The organism is Sorangium sp. So ce1335 (assembly GCF_051521615.1).
Lineage (GTDB): Bacteria > Myxococcota_A > Polyangia > Polyangiales > Polyangiaceae > Sorangium.
This window is the reverse complement of the sequence record NZ_CP150363.1, coordinates 10,832,001-10,854,573: the sequence shown is the minus strand read 5'-3', so window position 1 is coordinate 10,854,573 and position 22,573 is coordinate 10,832,001. Positions and strand designations below refer to the sequence as shown.

Here is a 22,573-nt window from a genome sequence, read left to right as displayed (position 1 = left end):
GGGACCGCTCGATCCGCGCGCGTTTCTGGAGAGCGCGCGTCCCTGGAGAGCGCGCGCGGGCCCATCGGCCGCTCGCCTCCGGCCGGGATTTCGGGCAAAGTCCAGCGCAGCATGAAACGGCTCCTGCTCACCAGCGCGCTGCCCTACGCCAACGGGCACATCCACATCGGCCACCTCGTCGAGTACACGCAGACGGACATCTTTGCCCGTTACTGGCGGATGACCGGGCGGAGGTGCATTTACCTCTGCGCCGACGACACCCACGGCACGGCCATCATGATCCGCGCGCGACAGGAGGGGCGGAGCGAGGCCGACGTCATCGCCGACATGAGCGCGGCGCACCAGCGCGACTTTGCGGCGTTCCAGATCGAGTTCGACCACTACGGCAGCACGAACTCCCCCGCGAACCGCGCGCTGTGCGAGGAGATCTGGGCGTCGCTGCGCGAGCGCGGCATGGTGACGACGAAGGAGGTCACGCAGCTCTTCGATCCGCAGGAGGGCATGTTCCTGGCGGACCGCTTCGTCAAGGGCACGTGCCCGAAGTGCGCCGCGCCGGACCAGTACGGCGACAGCTGCGATCGGTGCGGCTCGACGTACGCCGCGACCGACCTTGTCGAGCCGAGGAGCGCGCTGACGGGCGCGCGGCCCGAGGTGCGGAGCGCGCAGCACCTCATGGTGGCCATCGAGCCGGAGCGGCCGTTCCTGGCGACCTGGACGCAGGGCGAGGGGCGGATGCCGAAGGAGATCGCGAACTACCTCGCGGGCCACTTCCTGTCCGAGCCGCTGCGCGACTGGGACGTGTCGCGCCCCGCGCCCTATTTCGGCTTCGAGATCCCCGACGCGCCCGGGAACTACTGGTATGTCTGGTTCGACGCGCCGATCGGGTACATGGCCTCAAGCAAGGAGTGGTGCGACCAGCACGGCGAGGCGTTCGACGACTGGTGGCGATCCGAGGAGACGGAGATCGTCCATGTCATCGGGAAGGATATCGTTTATTTTCACACGCTCTTCTGGCCGGCGATGCTGCGGGCCGCGCGCTTCTCGCTGCCGTCGCGCGTGCAGGTGCACGGGTTCCTCACGGTGAACGGAGAGAAGATGTCGAAGAGCAAGGGCACGTTCGTGCTCGCCTCGACGTACCTGAAGCACCTCGACCCGGCGTACCTTCGTTATTACTACGCGAGCAAGCTGAGCTCGAAGGTCGACGACATCGACCTGAACCTGGACGAGCTCGTGAACAAGGTGAACGCCGAGCTCGTGAACAAGGTCGTGAACCTGGCGAGCCGGTCGTCGCGCTTCGTGGCGCAGGCGGGGCTCTCGGCGGACTACCCGGACGACGGGGGTCTGTTCGCGGCGGCGGCGGCGGAGGGGGACGCGATCGGGGCGGCGTACGAGGCGTTCGACTACGCGCGGGCGTCGCGGCTCATCATCGCGCTGGCGGACCGGGCGAACGAGTATGTCGACCGGATGCAGCCGTGGGCGCTGGCGAAGCAGCCGGACAGGAAGGCGGAGGTGCAGGCCGTGTGCACGGTGGCGCTGAACCTGTTCCGGCAGATCGTGATCTACCTGGCGCCGGTGGTGCCGAAGCTCGCCGAGGACGTCGGGCGGCTGCTCGGCTGCCCGATGGACCGGTGGGCGCTCGCGAAGACGCCGCTTGTGGGGACGCCCGTGGCCGCGTATGAGCACCTCATGAAGCGGGTTGATCCGGGAGCGGTGGAGAAGATGATCGCGGAGAGCCGCCCTGCCGACGAGGCGGCGGCGCCGGGCGGCGCGGGCGCGGCGGCTGCGACGGCGAGCGCGGCGGAAGGCGCGGGCGCGGCGGCGCAGGGGGCGGGCGGGGGCGCGGCCGAGGACGACGGCGCGGCGCTCGCGAAGGAGCCGCTGGCGCCGGAGTGCACGATCGACGACTTCGGCAAGGTCGACCTGCGCGTGGCGCGCATCGTCGCGGCGGAGCACGTGCCCGAGGCGAAGAAGCTGCTCAAGCTGACCGTGTCGCTCGGCGGCGAGGCGCGAAGGACGGTGTTCGCCGGGATCAAGGCGTATTACAAGCCGGAGGACCTCATCGGGAGGCTCGTCATCGTGTGCGCGAACCTGGCGCCGCGGAAGATGAAGTTCGGCCTGAGCGAGGGGATGGTGCTCGCGGCGGGCGACGAGACGGTTCACCTGCTCTCGCCGGACTCGGGTGCGAAGCCGGGGATGCGGGTGCACTGAGCGGTTGCCGATCCTGAGCGCAACCTCTCCTCAGCGAAACGGCCCCGCCGCCGGCGCGCCCGGCAGCTTGCAAGATCCGCCCGCGCACGACGGGTGTCCGAACCAGCCCGCGATCCACTTCCTGTTGCCCGACAGCGCGTGGAAGAAGCGCTCTGCCACCTTCGACAGCGTGTCGCCGCTCAGCCGATACGACCACTCGCGGTAGCGCTCGAGGGCCCAGAGCGCCACGATGAAGGCCGCCGGGCCGGCCCAGACCTCGCCGCGATCGCTGACGACAACGAGGTCCTCACCGAGCCAGGGCACGGCCCCGAACCGCGCCGCCGCCTCGCGCGACCCCGCGGGCAGGAACTCGATCTCGACGAGCGCGGCCTGGCTCCCCATCCACTGGCGGCATCTCACGCACAGCGCGCAGGTCGAGTCATAGAGGACGGTGATCCGCTTGATCATGGCTCTTCTCCTCGTGAACGGGGGCAGGCCCTCCCTCGCTACGCGCTCGCCTCCAGCCTCATCTGCGGCGCGACCGGCGGCGGCAGCACCGCGAGCTTCGCGCGGCGGCGGATGCGGTGGAACACGTAGAGATTCATGAAGTGCATGCCGGCCAGCGAGAGCAAGAGCAGCCCCAGCTTCGACGACAGCACCTCGATCCCGCCCGCCACCGTCGTCGAGCGCTCCGCCTTCAGGATGAGCGACGCATACCCCAGGTTCACCAGGTAGAAGCCCACGACGAGCAGCCGGTTGACGGCCTCGGCCATCCTCGGATTTTCCGCGAACACGTCCTCCAGGAACACCGCTCCGTTCTTGAACAGCGTGCGCGCGATCCAGATCGTCAGTCCGACGCTGATGGCCGCATAGGCCCCGTATACCGCGATGATGTAGCCCTCGAAGGTGCTTTCCATGAATCGTCTCCTCGGCACACCCCTCAGCAGCCCTCGTGCCACGCCAGGATCCGCGCCAAAACGCGGCTCCGGCGCGCCCCCGCCGCGCGCTCGGGCCCATCTCTCCCCCGCCTCGCCCCCATCCCGCGCCCAGCGCGTGGACACCCCCCTGTCCACGCGCTGGATACCTCGCGCCACCTCGCGCCACCTCGCGCCCCCGCCGCCGCCAGCGCTATCTTGACGGCCCCCACCCCGCCGAGGCCCCGTGAGACCGCTTGTCGCCCTCGCCTATTACCCGCTCTGGGCCGCCGTCGTGACCGTCGCCGTCACCGCGCTGCGCCTCGGCCGCAACGTCGGCCGCGGCCTCGTCGCCCTCTGCTTCTTCTTCGCCTTCTGGGTCACGGGGCTCATCCTGCTCGAGACCGACAGCACGGTCCGCCTCGCCGAGCGCGTCCTCCCGAGCGGGATCATCCTCGCCGCCGGCCTCGCGCACGCCCACGCCGACGTCGCCGGCACCTCGCGCCGCCCCGTCGTCGTCGCCTACGCCGTGAGCGCCGCGGTCGCGCTGCTCGGGGCCGTCTCCCCGCGCCTGCTCTACGGCCCCGCCGCCCGCTCGCCGGGCCCGCTCTTCTTCCCGCTCGCCGTCGTCATGAGCGCCGCCGCGATCGCGATCGACGTCCACGTCGCGCGCGCGGTGCTCGCGGCCCGCGGGCTCCAGCAGCGGCGCCTCGCCGCCCTCTTCTTCGGCAGCGTGCTCGCGACGCTCGGCGGCGGCTTCGTCGTCGTGCTGCGCGTGACCGGGCTCGGCGACGTGATCGTCGCCGCGCCGCTCCTCCTGGCCGCGATCCTGCTTGTCGCCTACGCCGTGCTGAGCAGCGAGCTGGGGCGCTCCCGCCGCGTCGTCATGCAGGGGCTCGCCTACGCCGCCCTCACGGCGCTCCTGTCCACCTTCGGGCTGATCGCGCTGCTCAAGCTCCTGCCGTACCTCTCGCCCGGCGGCGGCGCGTCGCTCCCCTGGCTCGCCTTCGTCGTGTTCCTCGCCGCGCTCCCGCTCGATCCGCTGCGCATGCTCGTCGTCGAGCACCTCGGGCGCCGGCTCTTCGACAGGCCGATCGGCGTCCGCGACCTCGCCGACGAGGTCGAGCGCGTCGAGGTCCGCGCCGACCAGGCCGAGCGGCTCGCCGAGCTCGGGCGGCTCGCGAGCGCCGTGGCGCACGAGATCCGCAACCCGCTCGGCGTCATCGCCGCGCAGGCGAAGCTCCTCGAGCGGCAGGGCGCGAAGCCCGAGACCGTGGCCTCGCTGCGCGCCCAGGTCGACCGGGCGCGGCGCTTCCTCGACGACCTGCTCCGCTACAGCCGCCCGCGGCCGCTCGAGGTGAGCGAGGTCGACGTGCTCTCCACGCTGCGGCTCGCGGCGACCCACGTGCGCCAGATCGTCGGCGAGGGCGCGCCGCCCATCGAGATCGCGTCCGAGGCGGGCGAGGCGATCTTCGTCGAGGCCGACCGCGGGGCGTTCCTCGACGTCGCCACGGCGCTGCTGCAGAACGCGGCCATCGCGCTCGACGGGAGCGCCGAGGGGCGGATCCGCGCCCGCGTCGCGCGCGGCGAGGGCGGCGTCGTCGTCGTGCGCGTGGAGGACAACGGCCCCGGGGTGCCCGAGGAGATCGAGGCAAGGCTGTTCGAGCCGTTCGTGACGGGGCGCGGGCGCGACGCGAAGCACCCGGGCACCGGCCTCGGGCTGGCCGTCGCGGCGCGCTGGCTGGAGCGGCACGGGGGCGCGCTGCGCCACGAGCGCGCGCCGGGGGGCGGCGCGCGCTTCGAGGCGCGGTGGCCGGAGAGGGCCGCGGCGGCGGGGTGAAGCGGGGAGCGGCCGCTCGGGCTCAGGCCGGCGGCGTGCTCGCCGGATCGGCCGGATCGGTCCCCGCGTCCTCCTCGTCGCCGTCGAGCGCCCCGTCGCCGTCGCGGTCGAGCGCCATCCGCACCCCCGTGCCCGGCGGCGCGCAGGTGTAGGTCAGCGCGATCCCCTCGGCCGCGCGCTGGCGCAGCGCCGCGTCGCCGATCGCCGCGCTCCCGACCCTGTTCCGGCGGAACGTGCCGTCGCCCTTGTAGAGGAAGCCCCTCTCCTCGCCGCCCATGCGGCCCTTCACCACGAGATCGCACTCGCCCGCCTCGGCGCGCGCCATCAGGAGGTCGACGCGCTGCTCGGCCGCCGCGTCGCCGACGCCGGCGAGCGTCGCCTGCTGGCCCACGATCGGCGCGAGGTTGTTCTCGAAGGCGTGCAGATAGTCGGTCACCTGCCGCCGCAACACGTCGCCCGCCTCGCCCGGCGGGAAGCCGGCGATCCCCGGGGCCTCGTTGAAGCCGCCCTGATCGTGGAAGCGGAAGATCGTGTCCACCGTCCCGTCGTGGGCGAAGCCGAACCCGCGGATCTGATCGCCCTGGAACGCGTGGTCGCGGTTGTTGAAGCGGGGGTTCTGCACCATGCCGAACATGCCCACCTTCGCATAGAGGCCGCGGAGCTGGGCGACCTTGAAGCTCTGGAAGATGAAGTCGAACGTGTAGCGCCCGTCGGTCCCGAAGAAGCCGGGGAACTGGACTCCATGCTCTGCGTTGCCCGTGAGATCGAGCACGTGGCATGAAGCGCAGGGGCCGCCCTCGCTGAGCGGCAGGGTGAAGAACGCCTTGCCCGCCTGCTGATCGGCCGTGAGCGAGTTGTCCAGCCGCCGGATGGGGTTGGGCGGATACATCATCTGGAGGACGAAATCGGTGAACGCCTGCATGTCCGGCTCGGGGATGGGCGCGTCGCGCCCGAGCAGGCCGACGAAGGCGACGTTGAACTTCTTGAACGCCGCGACCTCGTCGAAGGTGCCGCTGTCCGGCTGCGCGCTCGGCGCGTCGTTCCCGCCGGTGCGGTCTCCCCGCCAGTGCATCGGACCGTGGTTGGCCATGCCGCGCAGGGTCTGCGTCGTCATCGGCCCCTTGAGCGCGGCGAACTCGGCGGGCTGGCCGAAGAGCGTCGGATCGAGCGCGAACGGGCCCGGCATCGGCGCGGTCATCGCGTCCGGATCGCCGAGGTCCCACGCCAGGCTGTCCGTGTCGCCGAAGACATGGCAGCTCGCGCAGGCCGAGTCGCCGTGGCTCGACGAGAACGAGGCGTCGTAGAGGAAGCGGCGGCCGCGGACCACGCTCTCCGGCTCGGGGCTGTGCATGGGGACGTGCGCCACCTCGGCCCGGACATCGGTGTCGATGACCGAGATGGAGTTGTCGAAGCGCGTGAGCACGTAGAGCTGGTCGCGCGCCTCGTCCAGCACGACGCCGGTCGGCCCGCCGCCGGAGACCGGGATCTGGCGCGCGCGCCTCGGCACGAAGGTGTCGGCCTCGAGCGCCGCGGTCGAGAAGACGCCGATCTTGTCCGAGCCGAGCGCGGCGACGTAGAGCCTCTTGCCGTTCCCCGAGACGGCCATGCCTTGCGGCAGCGCGAGGCTCTTGCGGCTCTCGGCGTTCGGGACGGGGGCGCAGCACGCGCTGTAGTCGATGTGCTTGTTCAGGTGCCGAGGGGTCACGCTGCCCGTCGCCGGGTCGAGCACCGTGATGCGGTTGTGGTTGAAGCGGCCGCGCACGGAGTGGCCCGCGAAGACGCCGGCGCCCTCGAAGCGCTGCTCGTTGAACGCCTCCGTGTTGGCCACGTAGACGCGCCCGCTCACGGGGTTGACGGCCATGTTGTAGAGCACCGTGCCTACGCCCCCGAAGGCGCCCGCGGCGCCCGCGACGAGCGCGGGCGGGTCGGCGAGGGCGTCGAGGACGAAGACGTCCTTGTCGGGCAGCGCGAAGTTCACCTTGTCGTCCCAGGAGCGATTCAGCTCGTCGACCCAGTGCTGGCCGTCGAACTTGACGATGAGCGGCGCCGAGGGCTGCGCGGCCCCGGCGGCGTTGGTCGTCGGCGGGGGAAGGCCGAGGCCCAGGTTCACCACGTTGGTCTCCACCACCGTCGTGCGGTTGCCGGAGTGGAAGGCCGCCGCGTAGACGCGCGATCCGTCGGGCGTGGCGGCGAGCGCGCGCGGCGTGTCGCTGAAGAGGGTGACGATGGTCAGCGGCGCCGCGCTCGGGCTCGCCGCGGAGAAGACCCAGACGTCGGCGCGGCCCACGCCGGGCGTCGTGAGCGCCGGGTCCACGGGGCTGTTCTGGCCGCGGTGCGCGGTGGTGATGAACGCCCGGCCCTTGCCGGCGCCCGCGAAGACGATATCGCGCGGCTCGTCGCCGACGAGCAGGGTGCGCACGACGCGGGGCCTCCTGGGCCTCGACACGTCGACGACGCTCACGCTGTCGGAGAGGTGGTTGACGACCCAGACCTCGTCATCGCTGCGGGCCGCGACGGCGACGGGCTCCAGGCCGACGGCGACCGAGCCGCGGTGCTCGAGCCCGCCCCGCTCGACCTTGAAGATCTCCAGCCGGTTATCGGGCGTGTTGACGGCGAAGAGCGTCGACCCGTCGGGCGAGAGGGCGAGAGGGCGGACCTGGCCGCTCTCGAAGAGGGTATAGGACGGGGAGGACGGGGAGCCGGAGAGCGCGCTCGGGGCGCTCTCGGCGGCTCGGGGTTCGTCGAAAGGCGTGCCTGTGTCGCTGCAGGCGGCGAGGACGAGCGCCGGGAGCGACCGGAGAACGGACTTCATCATGGGCACCTCGGAGGCTGAGGGGAACATACAAAGATGACATAAAAACTCGGCCGCCGAGCAAGAGAGAAGAATCAAATCACGATTGGGTTGTTCGGTAAGACACCTTTCCATGGCGACGACGCCTCGGAATCGGGGCGGGAAACAGAGCGCTCCACGATGTGCTACAGGTCTTCCGCGGTGGGCTCCTGGCCCACAGGAAGGACGCGGTCGCGAGGGCGTCCAGCCGCTGTCGTGAGGAGCGCGCGCCCTCTCGGCGGCGTGCGCCGCGCGTCATCGTGCGTCGTTGGCTCCGGTCTCTACCGGGGCGGGCCCCGCGGCGCGGCGCGGGAGGCGGGGATCAAGCCGCGGCGCGCGCGGCGGGGCGGCGCATCAGCGTGAGCGCGACATAGGCGACGAACGAGATCGCGAAGCCCGAGAACCAGGCGTAATGGTAGAGGTTCATCCACGCGCCGGAGACCGTCACGACGTTGATGGTGCCGAGGAAGCCAGGCAAGTTGGGCAGGACGCCGGCGACGAGGGCGACGATCGCGATCGGATTCCACCCGTTCGCGTACCAGTAGGGCCCTTCCCGCCGGTAGAGCTGGACGAGATCGAGCCTGGTCCTCCGGATCACGTAGTACTCCGCGATCAGGATCGCGCCGACGGGGCCGAGCAGCGCGGAGTAGCCGACGAGCCAGGTGAAGATGTACCCCGTGGGGTCGCTGACGAGCCGCCACGGCTGCATCAGGATCCCGATGATGCCGGTGATGATCCCGCCGGTCCGGAAGGAGATCCGTGACGGCCAGAGGTTCGAGAAGTCGTTGGCCGGGCTCACCACGTTCGCGGCGATGTTCGTCGCGAGGTTGGCGATGCTGAGCGCCGCGAGCGAGACGATCAGGACGACAGGGCTCTCGAAGCGCGCGAGCAGGACGACCGGGTCCCAGAGGGTCTCGCCGTAGATGACGACCGTGGCGGAGGTAACGGCGACGCCGATGAACGAGAAGAACGCCATGGTCGGCGGCAGGCCGACGGCCTGCCCGAGGATCTGATCGCGCTGCGAGCGCGCGTAGCGCGTGAAGTCAGGGATGTTGAGCGCCAGGGTGGACCAGAAGCCGACCATCCCTGTCAGCGCGGGGAAGAAGAAGCTCCAGAGCTGGCCTTCCCTGGGCTGCCCCGGCGCGAACGCCGAGGGCTTCTCGAGCATGGGGCCGAACCCGCCGGCGCGGAGGTACGCCCAGCCGAGCAGCAACAGGCCGAGGGCGACCAGCAGGGGCGCCTTGATGTTGAGCAGGATCCGGATCGACTCGATGCCCATGTGGATGATCCAGACGTTGACGCCCCAGAACAGCAGAAAGCAGGCGAGCTGTGGGGCGTTGACGCCGAGCGACGTCGCCGGCATCTGCTCTATCGACGGCGCGAAGACGGCGACAATCTTGTAGATGGCCCACCCGCCGAGCCACGTCCCGATCCCGAACCAGCCGCAGGCCACGAGCGCTCGCAGCACCGCGGGCACGTTGGCCCCCCGGACGCCGAAGGCGCTCCGGCAGTAGACGGGGAACGGGATACCGTACTTCGTGCCCGCGTGCGCGTTGAGGATCATGGGGAGGAGCACGAGGATGTTGCCGAGGAGTATCGTGAGCACGGCCTGGACCCAGCTCATCCCCTCGGCGATCAGGCCCGAGGCGAGCATGTAGGTCGGCGTGCAGGCGCACATGGATACCCACAATGCGGCGATGTCCTTCATCCCCCACCGGCGCTGGTCCGAGCGCACGGGCGCGATGTCCTCGTTGATGGTGCGGGGGTCGAACCCTCCTTCCATCGCGTGGACGGCGTCGCTGGCATTGCCATTCGCTGCTGGCTCCACGTCGGGTCGGGCGGTCGTGTGCATCTGCGCCATGATCGATGAGGCTACACGACAGGGCGAGAGGCCGGATATTGGATAATGGAGGACAGGCGCAGCGTCAGCGGGCCGGCGGCCGAGCGCCGGCGGGGCCGCGCCGCAGCGCGAACGCGATACCCTCCTTCAGCGTCCGGAGCGTCACGACGCCGCCTACACCGACGCCCTGTTCGACGAGCGTCTGCGCGATGCGCGGCTGGATGCCCGTGAGCACCACCGTGGCGCCGAGGAGCCTCACCGCCCTGGCCAGCCGGACCATCGCGTCAGCCACCTGGGCGTCGATGACGCTGACGCCGGTGATGTCGAGGACCACCGTCGTTGCGTTGTGCGCGATGATACCGTGGAGGAGGGTCTCGAGCGCCGCCGCGGCGCGCTCGCCGTCGACGAGGCCGATCAGCGGCATCGCGATGACCTGATCCGCCACCGGCATGAGCGGGGCCGAAAGCTCGCGGACCATCTGCTCGAGCCTCCTTGTCTTCTCCGCGACGCGCAGCTCGAGCTCGGCGTTGAGGCGCCTCACCTCGTCCTCCGCCTTGCGGCGATCGGTGACGTCGACGCCGATCGCCTGGAACTCGGCGAGCGGCCCCCCCTCGCCGAGCGGGGCGCGGTTCGTCCAGTGCAACCAGCGGATCGATCCGTCGGGGCACACGACCCGGTGCTCGGTGTGGACGATGGGGTTCTCGGGGCCGAGCTTCGCGAACTGCTGGTCGAGCAGCAGCTGGTCCTCGTCGGGGACGAGCGGCGTGAAGTGATGACCGACCAGCTCCTCCCGCGTCTTGTCGAAGTACCGGCAGTACACGTCGTTGACGAAGGTCAGCGTGCCATCCAGCCGGAAGCGGCAAATCAGCTCGGTCTGGTCCTCGACGATGCCCCGGTAGCGGGCCTCGCTCTCCCGCAGGGCGGCCTCGACGCGCCGCTTCTCGGCGAGCTCCTGCTCGAGCTCGGCGTTCCGCCGACGGAGCCTCTCCAGCTCCGACGCTGGCGCGGTGCCGGGTATCGCATCCCCCTCGTTCATGATCCCGTGTTCCTTCAAGCGCAGATGGAAGGCGGCGCTCGTCCGAGGCAGCGTACCAAAAGCACGGCTACCCTGGGCGAACTTCGGACGCCGGCTCATTGCGCGCATCGCCTCCGACCCCGCACGACCTCCACGCGAGGTCGGCGTACCCGAGCGCACCGTTGCGTCATGTGACGCTCGTCACACGTGCGGAGCCGGTGAGGATATTCTCCCGGGATGACCCCTGAAACCATCGATGTCCTCGATCCAGACCTCTACCTGGCGGGCGCGCCGCACGATCGCTTCGAGATCCTGCGCCGGCAGGCCCCCGTCCACTGGCACCCCGAGCCCGCGGGCAGGGGGTTCTGGGCGATCACGCGGCACGCCGACGTCGCCCGCATCTCGCGCGACCCGGCCGCGTTCTGCTCCGGGCGCGGCCTCTTCATCGAGGATTTCCAGCCGGGGGACATGCGCGACAACCCCGACGTCATGATCATGATGGACCCGCCCCGACACGCCCGCTTCCGCGCGCTGGTCAACAAGGGGTTCACGCCCCGTGTCATCCAGCGGCTCGAGGGGCACGTGCGGAAGCTCGTGACGGGGCTCATCGACGAGGTCTGCGCGCGCGGCGGGTGCGACTTCGCCAGCGAGCTCGCGGGCAAGCTCCCCCTGGTCGTCATCCTCGAGATGCTCGGCGTCCCCCGCGAGGATCAGGGGCAGATGCTCGACTGGACGACGCGCTTCTTCGGGGCCAGCGACCCTGACCTCGGCGTCACGAAAGAGGAGCTGAACACGGTGCTCCACAACATGAACGCCTATGCCCACGAGCTCGCCGAGGAGCGGCGGAGGGAGCCGAGGGACGACATGCTGAGCCTGCTCATGGCCGCCGAGGTGGACGGCGAGGAGCTCTCGTACACGGAGTTCGGCGGCTTCTTCAACCTGCTGCTGACCGCCGGCCACGACACGACGAAGAACCTCATCTCCAACGGGATGCTCGCGTTGCTCGAGCACCCCGACCAGCGCCGGCGCCTGCTCGACGATCCCTCGCTCCTCCCGACCGCGATCGAGGAGATGCTGCGCTTCTCGCCGCCCGTCTATTATTTCCGGCGCACGGCGGTGCGGGACACCGAGGTCGGTGGGAAGCGGATCGCGGCCGGGGACAAGGTGGTCCTGTGGTACGTCTCGGCCAACCGCGATGAGGCGGTGTTCAGGGATCCGCACAGATTCGATGTCGGCCGGACGCCGAACGAGCACCTCTCCTTCGGCGTCGGCCCGCACGTGTGTCTGGGCCTCGCGCTGGCGCGCCTCGAGGCGCGGGTCGCGTTCGAGGAGCTCTTGCGCAGGCTCCCCGACCTCGAGCTCGCCGGGCCGGTCGTGCGGCTCCGCTCGAACTGGGTGAGCGGCGTGAAGTCGATGCCGGTCCGGTGCGCGCGCCCGGCGAGCTAGCGCGCGGCGCGCCGGGGCGCTGGAGAGGCCTGGATCCGCGCCCCGGCGGCGCGGTACGGTCACCCGTGACCGAGACTGTCCTGCTCATCGACGACGATCCCGGGTTCCGCGACGCCTACCGCGAGCTGCTCGCGCAGGAGGGCTACGCCGTCGCCGAGGCCGGTAGCGCCGCGAAGGCGCTCCCGGAGCTCCGCCGGACGGGGGCGCGCCTCGTCGTCCTCGACCTCATGCTGCCGCCGTCGGGGCGGCCCGAGGAGGGCGCGGCGCTCGCGGACAAGATCCTCGCCGAGCGGCCCGCGGCCAAGGTGATCGTCGTCTCCGGCGCGGGCGAGACGCCGCTCGCCCTGCGCCTCGTCCAGCGCGGCGTACACGACTTCCTGGCCAAGCCCGTCGACCCGGACGTGCTGCTCTCGGTCGTCGCGCGCGCGGCGGCGCGGCTCGCGCTCGAGGACCGGGTCGCGGAGCTCGAGCGCTCGCTCACGGCCCGCGAGGGCGACGCCTCGGCGCTGCTCGGGCAGTCGCCGGCCTTCCTCGAGGCGAGGACGTTGTGCGAGCGCGCGGCGCCGACCGACGTGCCGGTGCTCATCACGGGCGAGTCGGGGACGGGCAAGGAGGTGTTCGCCCGTTATCTGCACGCGAGGAGCCGGCGGAAGGACCGGGCGTTCATCGCGGTCAACTGCGGCGCGCTCGCGCCGACCCTGCTGGAGTCGACGCTGTTCGGGCACAAGAAAGGCGCCTTCACGAGCGCCATCAAGGACGCTCCCGGCCTGTTCGTCGAGGCGGACGGGGGCACGCTGTTCCTCGACGAGATCGGCGACATGGATCCGGCGCTGCAGGTGAAGCTCCTGCGCGTGCTCGAGACGGGCGAGATCCTGCCCGTGGGCGCGTCGCGCCCGACGATCGTGGACGTCCGCATCGTGTCGGCGACCCACAGGCCGCTCGAGTCGATGGTCGCGGGCAGGACCTTTCGCGACGACCTCTACTGGCGCGTGCGCGGGATCGAGGTCGCCTTGCCGCGGCTCGCCGACCGGGTGGGCGATCTGCCGCTGCTGGCGCAGCACTTCCTGAACACGGCGCGGGCGCTCGTGCCGCGCGCGCCCGTGACGACGATATCGCCCGGCGCGATGCGGCGGCTCGAGGCGTGCGACTGGCCCGGCAACCTGCGCGAGCTCCGGCACGAGATGCAGCGCGCGCTCGTGATGGCCGGGGGGAGGGGAGAGATCCTCGAGGAGGACCTCTCCCCGGCGCGGCGCGGCGGCGCGCCCGCCGCGGCGGGCGGCGACGAGCCGGCCGAGGGGGCGACGCTGGAGGAGAAGATCGCGGCGCTCGAGCGGCGCGAGATCGCCGCCGCGCTCCGGGCGACGCAGGGGAACAAGAGCCAGGCCGCGGCGCGGCTCGGGCTGTCGCGCCAGGGGCTGCTCAACAAGATGGATCGGTACGGGCTGAAGTGATCGAGGACGGCGTCGTCGTGCCACCCGATCCCGAGCTCCGAGGTCATCAGCTGCAGGTGCCGATCGAGGGCGGGGTGGACGTCGCTGCATGCGTGCTCGTCCCCTGCGCGCGCATGATATCGGACATGCGCGGAGCTCGACGTCGCCCGCCGTCCCAATCGACGTCGTGAGAACCACGGCCGGGCGTCGCGACGAGCATCGCCGCGACGCCGCAGAGCAGAACTCGGTTCATGAGGATCAGCGCCTCTCCCGCGACACCTCCCCCGGCGGCGTGACCACCGTGTCCCGCTGTCCGTCGGAGGCCGGTGTCATCGGCGTGGGTTGAACACCGGCGCGCGCCTGGCGCGACGTCTCCCGTCCGGGGGTCAAGGCACGGGTTGCACGCGTAAGGCGCCGAGCCTGAGCGGCGCGCGCATCTCGAGCACGGCGCTGTCCAGCCGCGGGAGCGTCGTGGAGCCGAACACGTCGACGCAGCCAGCGCCACAGTCCTCGCAGAACGCCGCCCAGCCGTCGGCGGTCGCGCCGAGCTGCCGCTCGCCGTCGGCGAGCACGCGCACCTTCTGCCCGGCCTCCGGCAGCACGAACGTGCTCGTCGTGTCCGAGGGCAACGGGACGGGCTCGGACCCGGCGCACGTCGGGCCGGACCACGCCTCGATCGCGCGGAGCTCCGTGCGCGTGGGCTCCGCGAGCGCCTCGATGTCGAACATCTCGCCGATCCGCGTGAGCGCGAATTGCTCCCCGAGCGCAGGCCAGAAATGCTGCCCTCGAACGGTCCCGAAGACGGGATCCGCGCCGCCCAGGAGCACCTCGCGGCCGCTGCCGTCGCAGGCGATGGCGCGCAGCGGCGGACCCTCGGTGATGAGCACGCTCGGCGTGTCCGTGCTGAAGACGCGCTCTCCGGACCCCGCGCAGGTCGGCCCGACCAGGTCGACCTCGGAGAGCTCGCCGGCCGCGCAGGCCCAGATGGGGAGACAGGCAGGGATTTGCACGCCCGAGAACACGGCCGACCAGACCGTATCGATGTCGACGCCGTAGACCTGCTGGAACATGGACGCGAAGTACTCGGGCGGGGTCAATAGCGAGACGCTCTGATAGAGCTCCCGGAACCTGGACACGCCACCGCGCTCGCTGATCAGATGGGTCACCAGCGCGCCGGCGTACCTGTAGCTGGAGAGCTTGGCGTCGTCGATCCCCGCGAAGACGTCCCGCCAGGGCCTAGCAGAGACGATACGGCCCCATGGCCGGCACGAGAGCGCGACCGCGATCCCTTCTCGGAGCATCGCTGCGCTGTCGCCCCAGTGCGGGATGGTATAGGCATGTATCAGCTCGTGCGTGTTCATCGCGAACGGCGACCTGATTCCGTCGCCCGAGTAGCACGAAGAGTGGGATTCCCCGCACCCGGAGTGCTCCTCGGATTCCTGCATGCTCGGGAACTTGTAGTAGTCGATCACGGCGTCTTCTGGCCAGTCGATCCCGAGCTCCGCCGTCATCACTTGCAGGTGCCGCTCGAGGGCCGAGTGGACGTCGCTGCATGCGTTCGGATCGTCTTCGCGCATGTGATAGCGAAAGTGCGCGGAGCGTGACGTGACGCCTCCCTCCCATTCAACGCCAGAATGGCCACAGCCGAGCAGCGCGCTGGATGCGATCGCGGCGCCGAGCATCCTGTGTCGATTCATGACGAGCCGAGCGTAGCTCAGGGGAGACCGCGGGGCCCACCGCGGCGCACGCATCCTGCGGCCCGGCGCGGGGCGCTCACGAGGCGTACCCCGCCGTCGAGGCATCCGTCGCGAGAGCGTGGCGGAGGTGCGCTCGAGGCGAGCTCGGCCGCTGATGCGATATTGCGGGAAAATTTTGGTCGGGTGCGAACGTACGAGCGATCGGCAGGCACCCACAAAAACATGAGCCGCGCCGGGCGGAGGCGGGCACTGAAGGGACCGAGAGCACGGCTCGTGCTGAGCGGGAGCAGCTCAGGCTGATGGAGATCGTGGCCTCCGCCGAGGGAGGCTGGAGGATCCCGCTCGGCGCGAAGCCGACCACTTGACGTGCGCGCTGCCGCTCGATGGCTCGTCGCGAGCATCGATCGCCGCTGGATGGGGAATTTCAGGAGGAGTCATGACGCTTAGCAGAATGATGCTTGTGGGCTGCCTGTCGCTTGTCGGAACTGCCCTCGTCGGCTGCGGGCTCGCCGGCGGCGATCGCGTGGGCGAGGGGAGCGGCAACGTGGTCGTGGGTACCCCCACGTCCGAGGGCGAGGGGTGCACGCTCACCCAGGGCTACTGGAAGAACCACGAGGAGAGCTGGCCTGTGTCGTCGCTCACCATCGGAGGCGTCGAGTACTCCCAGGAGGAGCTCCTCGAGATCTTCCGGACGGCCCCGAAGGGCGACAAGAGCTTGATCCTTGGTCACCAGCTCATCGCCGCGCTGCTCAACGTGGCGAGCGGCGCGAGCGACGCGGACCTCGGCGGGGCGCTCGCGGACGCCGAGGCGTGGATGGCCGCCAGCAAGGATGCCGATGGCCGGCTCCCGTACGGCGTCAAGGGAGGCAGCGCGGCCGACGCCGCCGTCTCGCTCAACGAGACGCTCACCGCGTTCAACGAGGGGCGTGTCGGGCCCGAGCACTGCACGGACGGCCCTGGCAGCAGCTCCGGCAGCACGGGCAGCGCCGGCGGCACGGGCGGCAGCGACGGCGGCACGAGCAGCACGGGCGGCGGCGACGGCTGTGACTGCGATGGCGGCACCGGCAGCACGGGCGGCAGCGACGGCGGCACGACGAGCAGCGGCACGGGCGGCTGCCCGCACGACGGCGGCACCACCAGCAGCAGCAGCGGCACGGGCGGGACCGGCGGCAGCGGCGGCGAGCCCGACGGCGGCGAGGGCGGGTCCGGCTGGGTCTGCGACGAGCCCTGCGGCGCCGACAGCCTGTGCTCCGACGGTTACTCCTGCGTCCTCGGGTGCTGCTCCTTCGTCGCGAACTGAACCGAGCTCACTCGGTCACCAGCGGAGCGAGCCAGGGCACGACCGGCTCGCGGTAGACCCGGTCCTTCCACTCCTCGTCGGTGAGGCGCACGAGGCCCTCCTCGACGACCTCGTGGTAGGCGGAGACGACGCCCACGTACGCGCGGGGGCCCTGGCAGGAGTCGACGGTCATCACCATCAGGCGCGGCAAGCCGGTGCCCACGTGAAGCACGCTGGGCGGGCGAGGGACCGGCAGCTCGCCGCCGATGTCGGTGTGCACGTCGGTGATGGTCGGGTCCATCTCCACGGCCTGCAGCGGGTCGAAGTGGAGCTCGCTGTACCAGCCCGAGTGGCCGAGGATGGTCCCGTCGCAGTTCACGTTCGCCGTGACGGCCCGGTTGATGAACGCCAGGTGCTCCTTGCTGTGCGGCTGGCCGGTGCGCTGGGCGCGCGCCATCTCGGCCAGCGTGAGGTTGATGCTCGCGACGCGCGCAAAGTAGCCCTGGATCTCGCTGCCGAAGCCCGGATCGAGGTCGAGCCCGGCGGTGAGCTCGTGCGCGCGCTCGGCGAAGCGGACGACGGACTCGAAGAACTCGGGGTAGGGATCGACGTAGGCCTCGGGGTACTCGCACGCCGCGTCCGACGTGTACGACTGCTTCACGTAGAGCACGTTATTGTGACGGAGCTGCGCCCACGAGCTGAGCTGGGTGTTGAGCAGCCGGCGGCCCCAGGCCTCACTGCGGGCCACCGCGGGCAGGTCCGCCGCCGGCGTGCCTGCTCCGGGCGACAGCGTGCGGAGCGCGCCGAGCCAGCTCGTGTACAGGCTGCCCTCCCAGTACGGCGCGGGGTGCTCGTCCACGAGCACGCGCAGCGCGGAGAGCTCGCCGGGATAGCCGGCCTCGACGTCGAGCTCCTCGCCGATCAGGCCGAGCGCCTGGTCGTTGCCCAGCGCGGCGAAGGCCACGTCGAACGGATCGGGCACCACGCGGGTGGGCAGGCGGTCGTAGACGAGGTTCGAGAAGACGTGGCTGTCGACCGTGTAGCGCTGGCCGAACAGGGCGAAGCTCAGGTTCAGGGGGAAGGTGCTCGGGCCGCCGGGCAGGCGCCTCATCACGTGGCTGGCGATCCGCTGCTCGCCGAACTGGCCCTCGACCAGCGCGCCGGCGAGGGTCGCGTCGTCGACGACGGCGATCCCGTCGGGAGCGTCGAGCGCGGCGAGCAGCTCGTCCACCTCCTGAAGCGTCATGTAGTCGTGCTCGCCAACGAACGCGCTGATGGTCGCGTCGATCGACCGGTACTCGGCGAACGTGCTGTCGTCGAGGAGCCGGCGCAGCGCGACGGCGCTCTCGACCTGCCTGCGCCGCAAGAGCTGGCTGCCGTCCTTCTGCGTCTCGATCAGGCGAAAGTCGATGCGGCCGAGCCAGATCATGCTGCGGAAGTAGCTCTCCAGCTCCGGATCGCCGGCGTAGTGCCCGCGCGGCTTGAACTGGGAGAAATCGATGTTCCGCTTCACGCCGAACAGCACGCGCTCCTGGATCCCCGTGGCCTGCGTGGCGGCCTCGACGAAGCCCTGTACCCCCGAGGGCTCGCGGGGGTCGACCTTGCCGTTCAAGAGCGACACGGCGACGCCCAGGTAGAAGTTCAGATCGGACGCCACCTCCGGCTCCAGCGTGTCGGCTGACTCGATCAGCGCGCCGCGGATCGCGGTCAGCAAGCGCTCGAGTCGAGGCCGCAGCGCCTGCTTCTCCAGCTGCTGGAGGATCTTGTCGTGCGAGCGGTAAATGGCCTCCAGCACCATGTCGCTGCTGATGAACACCGGCAGGTCCGCCAGGTAAATCTCGGAATAGCCGAGGGCAAAGGACGAGACTCCGTGGCCTGGGCCGATGACGAAGCCCGTCTGCGACAGGCGCTCTTTCGGCGCGTCGGGCGTCGGGAAGAAGGCGGTGAGGATCTGGTCGAGGTTCGCCGCGGTGAGCGGGTCGTAACCGAGGTCCGGCGCGAACTCGACCGCGTGGCTCGCTCGCAGCTCGTCCGCGGTCGCCTGCCGCGCGTCCTCGAGCTTCTGGATCAGGGGGTCGACACCGGCCGGCGCGGCGACCGTGACTTCCGTGCCAGGGTCGACCTGGCCTGGCACATCGGCGATGGCGCCGGGATCGGGTCCGCCGGGTTCACTCGAGCAGGCGCAGAGCAGCGCCAGCAGCGGTAGCGTCACGCTCGGCGCGCGCCCGAGCCAGGTCATCGTCGTTCGCATCATGTCATGCCTCCCGCTCCCCCGGGTCATCGTGTGCCACGATCATCGGAGAGCCGAGGACGGCGAACGGCAACACGCATGCCAGGCGTGGAGAGGCTTCCTTGGCCCCGTCACGCCGCGCCGGCGATGCGCGGCAAGAGCGACGGCCAGCTCCGCGGCGGCTTGAACAGGTACGCCGGCGCGGGCCCGTGCGCGTCGACGATGTGCTCGACCCCCTCGAGGTCACTCCCGGGCAAGAGCACCCCGCCAAGCGACTCCCGCACGAGCGGTATCCGCGCCGGATCGAAGCCCATCACCTGCGACGCGATCCCGTCGACGACGCTCGGGTCGAACCCGCCGATCAGCACCCCCGCGCGCACCGGCGTCGCCCCGAGCGGCCCCTCGCCCTCGCCGGCGACGATGCCGTCGACGATCGTCAGATACCGCCGCTGCGGCTGCCCGCGCAGCGCGCCGTCCCGGTCCGCGAAGAAGAGGATGCGGTTCAGATCCAGGATCGTCCGCCAGAGCGTGTTGTTCCCCTCCCAGCTGCCGTCGATCACCTTGGGCGGCGCAGCGAGCCGCGGCGCGCGCGCCACGAGCGAGTGGTCGCCCGGGAGCGGGAACCGGCTCAGCTTGTTCTCCACCGCGTCGCCGAGGCCCTGGGGCCGGTCGAACTCGTCGCCGCCCACCGACGGATCGCCCTCGGTGAAGTGCGGCAGCCAGTACTTCTCGTTGGTCAACCCGATGACGCTCTTCAGCGAGAGCGTGACCCCCGTCTTCTTGTGCGTCTTCAGCTTGGGCAGGTTGATGACGACATCCGCGTCGAGGAGCGTCTGGGGAACGCTGTACTCGTGCCGCTCCGCGCTGTGGTGCGGCACCGGCGTCGTGTAATGGCTGCGGTGGAACCGGAGCGCCGCGCTGCGCGGGGCGCCCGGGGCGGCGAAGAAGCTGTCCCGGCCGAGATCGACGACCCGGTAGCCCCGCGGATCGCCCGGCAGGCGGCGCCGGAGCAGCAGGCCGAGGTTCCACGAGCGGCCGAAGCGGCGCACGTCGTCGAGCGCGAACACCGGCGCGACCCGGAAATAGCGCAGGTCGATGAAATCGATGTCGTGGCCCTGCGCCTTCAGGTGATCGATGACGTCGAAGATGCCGAGGGGGCCAGCGACCTTCTCGATCTCGCAGCCCTCCACGGGCGAGTCGACGACGCGCACCCGCCCGCGCGGGCCCGCGGCGCGGAGCGCGTAGTCGAGGACGGGCCGGAGGAGCGAGCCGTGCGTGCTCGAGGCCGCGAGCCGCTCGCCCGTGATCTTCTGGTGCAGGTTCTTCGACGAGACGAGGTTCGGCTTGATGATGACGCGGTCGCCCGGCGCGATCAGGTCGCCGAGCGGGTTCCACGCGGGCGTGCCGGCGCGGGCCGCGTCGAGGCCGAGCCGCCGGAAGAGCGCCTCGACGGCCTCGTAGACAGGGCTCGGCGGGCCGAAGGGCGCGCGCTCGTCGTAGCTCACGCCGGGCCTCGATACCGTCACGACGCGGTTCATCGTCGCTGCCATCGTGGGCTCCTCCTCAACCGCCCGCGCCGCCCTCGCCGGGCGACAGGATCACCGCCGGCGCGGCGCGCTGGAAATCGACGTTCAGGCGCGAGACGCTCGCGAGGTGCTTGCCCGTGCGGACGAGCGCGATGTCGTCCGCGAACTCGACGGTGATGCGCATCCGCTCGCCCAGGTAATGGCGGAACGTCGCGAGCACCTCGTCCAGCACCTGCTGCGAGTACCGCCCGCCCTTGACCACGCGGAACGTGATCGCGTCGCGCTCCTCCTGCACCACCTGGAAGCGCTTGATCGCGTGATCGAACTCCTTGAGGTAGTGCGCGAAGAACGTGCCGGGCAGGTACCGCCCGTCCGTCCCCCGGATGATGGACTGGACCCGCCCCTCGATGCGGCCCACGCGCGGCGCCCCCCGGCCGCACGGGCACGGCGCGGCCGGATCCATCGCCTCGGCGAGGTCGCCGATGCGGTAGCGCACGAACGGCATGCAGAAGTTGTTGAGATCGGTGATCACCACCTCTCCGATCTCCCCGGGCTCGGCGGGGCGCCCGTCGCGCAGGACCTCGACGATGTAGCCCTCGGCCACGACGTGGTGGCCCTCGTGCGCGTCGCACTCGTAGGCGATGCCCGAGAACTCGCGGCTCCCGTACTTGTCGAAGACCTTGCAGCCGAACGCCTCCTCGATGAGCCGGCGGCTCGGCAGCGGCAACGTCTGCGCGCTCGACATGATGGCGCGCGGCCGGGCGGCGACCTTGCCGGTGCTCTTGACGTAATGGGCGAGGAAATCGAGCGCCTCGGCGTAGCCGTCCATGAGCACCGGCTGGACGGCGGCGATCCGCGCGATCATCTGGCTCAGGTTGTCGTCGGACAGCTCGAAGATCGGGATGAACGTCCGGTTCGACAGGATCGCGTCCGCGCGCTCGCGGGCGGCCTGCGACCTCGACATCCCGATCGTCTGGTGCCACAGCCGCACCGTGGGGTCGCCGAAGCGGTAGCCCGTCCACTCCTGCGCGCGCAGCGTGGCCGCCCAGCGGAACTCGAGCTGCGCCCGGTCGGCGTAGCAGACGAACGGCTCGCCGGTGGAGCCGCTGGTCGTGATCTTGAGGACCTGCGACTTGTCGTGGTTCTCCGACATGATGTCGAAGTAGAGGTGTCGCCGGATATCGGCCTTCGTGAGGAACGGCAGCTTGTGGAGGTCGCCCTGGCCGCGGATGTCCTCGGGCCGGAGCTTGAGCTCCTGCATTCGCGCGCGGTAATAAGGCACGTTGCGGTAGCAGTGGCGGACGAGCCGCCGCAGCTTCTCGTCCTGGAGCTCGCGCGTCTGCTCCGGCGTCAGCCACTGCGTCTTGCGGAGCGTCTCGTAGTAGTGCTCGACGTCGCGCGTGATCATCCAGTGGGTGTGGTTGAACGCGGCGAGGTAGGCGCGCCATTTCGCCGTGGTGAGCGGATCGCGCTCCGGCGAGCGGTCCGTGACCGGGTGGCGGCGGAGGTACTGCGTGGCGATGTCCGCCGGGATGCGGCCGACGCGGTACTCCCACACCGCCTTGCCGAGGTCGTAAAAGGACTTGGCGACGGCGCTCACCTCGCGCTGGTCGAGGAAGGAGACGCCCTGTCGCCGCTGCTCGAAGAGCGTCTCGACCTCCTTGTACGAGTAGCCCTTGGCGTGGGCGGCGACGAGGATGAACGACTGCCAGTAAAAGTAGGTGCCCTTGTACGTGAGGAGGTCCTGGAAGACCTCGCGCGCGCACATCACGAAGCCGCTCTTGTTGTCCTGGAGCGACATGCCGAAGGTCTTGTTGAGGAGGTAGTTGAGCCCGCGGCTCAGGTGGTAGCGCCGGTCGCGGCGCCGCCCGACGGCGCTGCGCCAGCCCTGGACGACATCGACGCTGTGCTCGTAGAGCTCGCGCCGGAGGCGCAGCAGGTCCTCGGGCTGGTACTGGAGGTCGGCGTCGATGATGGCGACGAGCTTGCCGCGCGCGGCGGCCGCGCCGGTGCGCCACGCCGCGGTGATGCCGCGGTTCTGCGGGTGGTAGCACCCGACGACGAGCCCGGGGTGCGCGGCGGCGAGCGCCTGGATGGTCGTCTTCGTGCCGTCGGTCGAGCCGTCGTCGACGAGGACGAGCTCCCCCGCGAGGCCCCCCGCGCGGAAGACGCCGAGGACGCGCTCGGCGAGCTCGGGGATGTTCAGCTCCTCGTTCAGACAGGGCACGATGACGGAGAGCTCGATAGGCGTCTCGGGCGCGCGCTCGGATCGGGGTTCGGACATTGTGGGTTCGCCTGGCTTGCCTTGAAGGGGAGGCTGTGACGGAGCGTGAACGGAG

14 protein-coding genes are annotated in these 22,573 nt (G+C 70.7%); 5 read left to right on the top strand and 9 right to left on the bottom strand.

What is annotated here, in order from left to right:
• Nucleotides 1–111: 111 nt before the first annotated feature.
• Entirely contained in the window at nt 112–2,208 is a 2,097-nt protein-coding gene (gene metG, locus WMF24_RS40575) for a methionine--tRNA ligase (protein WP_437732830.1), read from the top strand.
• Nucleotides 2,209–2,238: 30 nt separating this feature from the next.
• On the opposite strand, the gene WMF24_RS40570 is transcribed toward metG, so the two are convergent.
• Nucleotides 2,239–2,655, bottom strand: coding sequence for a DCC1-like thiol-disulfide oxidoreductase family protein (locus WMF24_RS40570; RefSeq protein ID WP_437732829.1), 417 nt, complete (start codon nt 2,653–2,655; stop codon nt 2,239–2,241).
• A 38-nt stretch (nt 2,656–2,693) separates the two neighbouring features.
• Entirely contained in the window at nt 2,694–3,104 is a 411-nt protein-coding gene (locus tag WMF24_RS40565; RefSeq protein WP_437732828.1) for a hypothetical protein, read from the bottom strand.
• A 244-nt stretch (nt 3,105–3,348) separates the two neighbouring features.
• Between WMF24_RS40565 and WMF24_RS40560 the strand changes: the two genes are divergently transcribed.
• Complete coding sequence (locus WMF24_RS40560) at nt 3,349–4,941, top strand: ATP-binding protein (protein WP_437732827.1); 1,593 nt, start codon at nt 3,349–3,351, stop codon at nt 4,939–4,941.
• A 22-nt stretch (nt 4,942–4,963) separates the two neighbouring features.
• Here WMF24_RS40560 and WMF24_RS40555 read toward each other — a convergent pair whose 3' ends face one another.
• From WMF24_RS40555 to WMF24_RS40545, 3 genes are all read right to left on the bottom strand, one after another.
• Nucleotides 4,964–7,756: a hypothetical protein gene (locus WMF24_RS40555; RefSeq protein WP_437732826.1), complete on the bottom strand. Its 2,793-nt coding sequence runs from the start codon at nt 7,754–7,756 to the stop codon at nt 4,964–4,966.
• 337 nt (nt 7,757–8,093) lie between these two features.
• Entirely contained in the window at nt 8,094–9,632 is a 1,539-nt protein-coding gene (locus tag WMF24_RS40550; RefSeq protein ID WP_437732825.1) for an NCS1 family nucleobase:cation symporter-1, read from the bottom strand.
• 64 nt (nt 9,633–9,696) lie between these two features.
• Entirely contained in the window at nt 9,697–10,647 is a 951-nt protein-coding gene (locus WMF24_RS40545; RefSeq protein ID WP_437732824.1) for a PAS domain S-box protein, read from the bottom strand.
• 216 nt (nt 10,648–10,863) lie between these two features.
• Here WMF24_RS40545 and WMF24_RS40540 point away from each other — a divergent pair, with 216 nt between their 5' ends.
• Together WMF24_RS40540 and WMF24_RS40535 are read left to right on the top strand one after the other, a co-directional pair.
• Nucleotides 10,864–12,072: a cytochrome P450 gene (locus tag WMF24_RS40540; RefSeq protein WP_437732823.1), complete on the top strand. Its 1,209-nt coding sequence runs from the start codon at nt 10,864–10,866 to the stop codon at nt 12,070–12,072.
• Nucleotides 12,073–12,137: 65 nt separating this feature from the next.
• Nucleotides 12,138–13,523 carry a sigma-54-dependent transcriptional regulator gene (locus tag WMF24_RS40535; protein ID WP_437732822.1) on the top strand — a complete coding sequence of 462 codons (1,386 nt, stop codon included), beginning with the start codon at nt 12,138–12,140 and terminating at the stop codon, nt 13,521–13,523.
• Between the two features lie 365 nt (nt 13,524–13,888).
• Here the strand turns inward: WMF24_RS40535 and WMF24_RS40530 are convergent, their stop codons facing one another.
• The gene (locus WMF24_RS40530; protein ID WP_437732821.1) at nt 13,889–15,079 is read right to left on the bottom strand and encodes a hypothetical protein; all 1,191 of its coding nucleotides are present in this window, start codon (nt 15,077–15,079) and stop codon (nt 13,889–13,891) included.
• 556 nt (nt 15,080–15,635) lie between these two features.
• On the opposite strand from WMF24_RS40530, the gene WMF24_RS40525 reads away from it, so the two are divergent.
• Nucleotides 15,636–16,499: a hypothetical protein gene (locus tag WMF24_RS40525; protein ID WP_437732820.1), complete on the top strand. Its 864-nt coding sequence runs from the start codon at nt 15,636–15,638 to the stop codon at nt 16,497–16,499.
• Nucleotides 16,500–16,506: 7 nt separating this feature from the next.
• On the opposite strand, the gene WMF24_RS40520 is transcribed toward WMF24_RS40525, so the two are convergent.
• From WMF24_RS40520 to WMF24_RS40510, 3 genes are all read right to left on the bottom strand, one after another.
• Nucleotides 16,507–18,732 (bottom strand): DUF3160 domain-containing protein, encoded by a 2,226-nt coding sequence (locus WMF24_RS40520; protein WP_437732819.1) that lies wholly within the window; start codon nt 18,730–18,732, stop codon nt 16,507–16,509.
• Between the two features lie 107 nt (nt 18,733–18,839).
• Nucleotides 18,840–20,258, bottom strand: coding sequence for a DUF362 domain-containing protein (locus WMF24_RS40515; protein WP_437732818.1), 1,419 nt, complete (start codon nt 20,256–20,258; stop codon nt 18,840–18,842).
• 13 nt (nt 20,259–20,271) lie between these two features.
• Entirely contained in the window at nt 20,272–22,518 is a 2,247-nt protein-coding gene (locus WMF24_RS40510; RefSeq protein WP_437732817.1) for a glycosyltransferase, read from the bottom strand.
• Nucleotides 22,519–22,573: the final 55 nt, after the last annotated feature.

What these genes read in the sequence shown, in the direction of transcription:
- WMF24_RS40530 (WP_437732821.1), bottom strand. Translation starts at nt 15,079, where the DNA reads ATGCGCGAAGACGATCCGAACGCATGCAGCGACGTCCACTCGGCCCTC.
- WMF24_RS40550 (WP_437732825.1), bottom strand. Translation starts at nt 9,632, where the DNA reads ATGGCGCAGATGCACACGACCGCCCGACCCGACGTGGAGCCAGCAGCG.
- WMF24_RS40555 (WP_437732826.1), bottom strand. Translation starts at nt 7,756, where the DNA reads ATGATGAAGTCCGTTCTCCGGTCGCTCCCGGCGCTCGTCCTCGCCGCC.
- WMF24_RS40515 (WP_437732818.1), bottom strand. Translation starts at nt 20,258, where the DNA reads ATGGCAGCGACGATGAACCGCGTCGTGACGGTATCGAGGCCCGGCGTG.
- WMF24_RS40510 (WP_437732817.1), bottom strand. Translation starts at nt 22,518, where the DNA reads ATGTCCGAACCCCGATCCGAGCGCGCGCCCGAGACGCCTATCGAGCTC.
- WMF24_RS40565 (WP_437732828.1), bottom strand. Translation starts at nt 3,104, where the DNA reads ATGGAAAGCACCTTCGAGGGCTACATCATCGCGGTATACGGGGCCTAT.
- WMF24_RS40540 (WP_437732823.1), top strand. Translation starts at nt 10,864, where the DNA reads ATGACCCCTGAAACCATCGATGTCCTCGATCCAGACCTCTACCTGGCG.
- WMF24_RS40525 (WP_437732820.1), top strand. Translation starts at nt 15,636, where the DNA reads ATGACGCTTAGCAGAATGATGCTTGTGGGCTGCCTGTCGCTTGTCGGA.
- WMF24_RS40570 (WP_437732829.1), bottom strand. Translation starts at nt 2,655, where the DNA reads ATGATCAAGCGGATCACCGTCCTCTATGACTCGACCTGCGCGCTGTGC.
- WMF24_RS40520 (WP_437732819.1), bottom strand. Translation starts at nt 18,732, where the DNA reads ATGATGCGAACGACGATGACCTGGCTCGGGCGCGCGCCGAGCGTGACG.
- metG (WP_437732830.1), top strand. Translation starts at nt 112, where the DNA reads ATGAAACGGCTCCTGCTCACCAGCGCGCTGCCCTACGCCAACGGGCAC.
- WMF24_RS40545 (WP_437732824.1), bottom strand. Translation starts at nt 10,647, where the DNA reads ATGAACGAGGGGGATGCGATACCCGGCACCGCGCCAGCGTCGGAGCTG.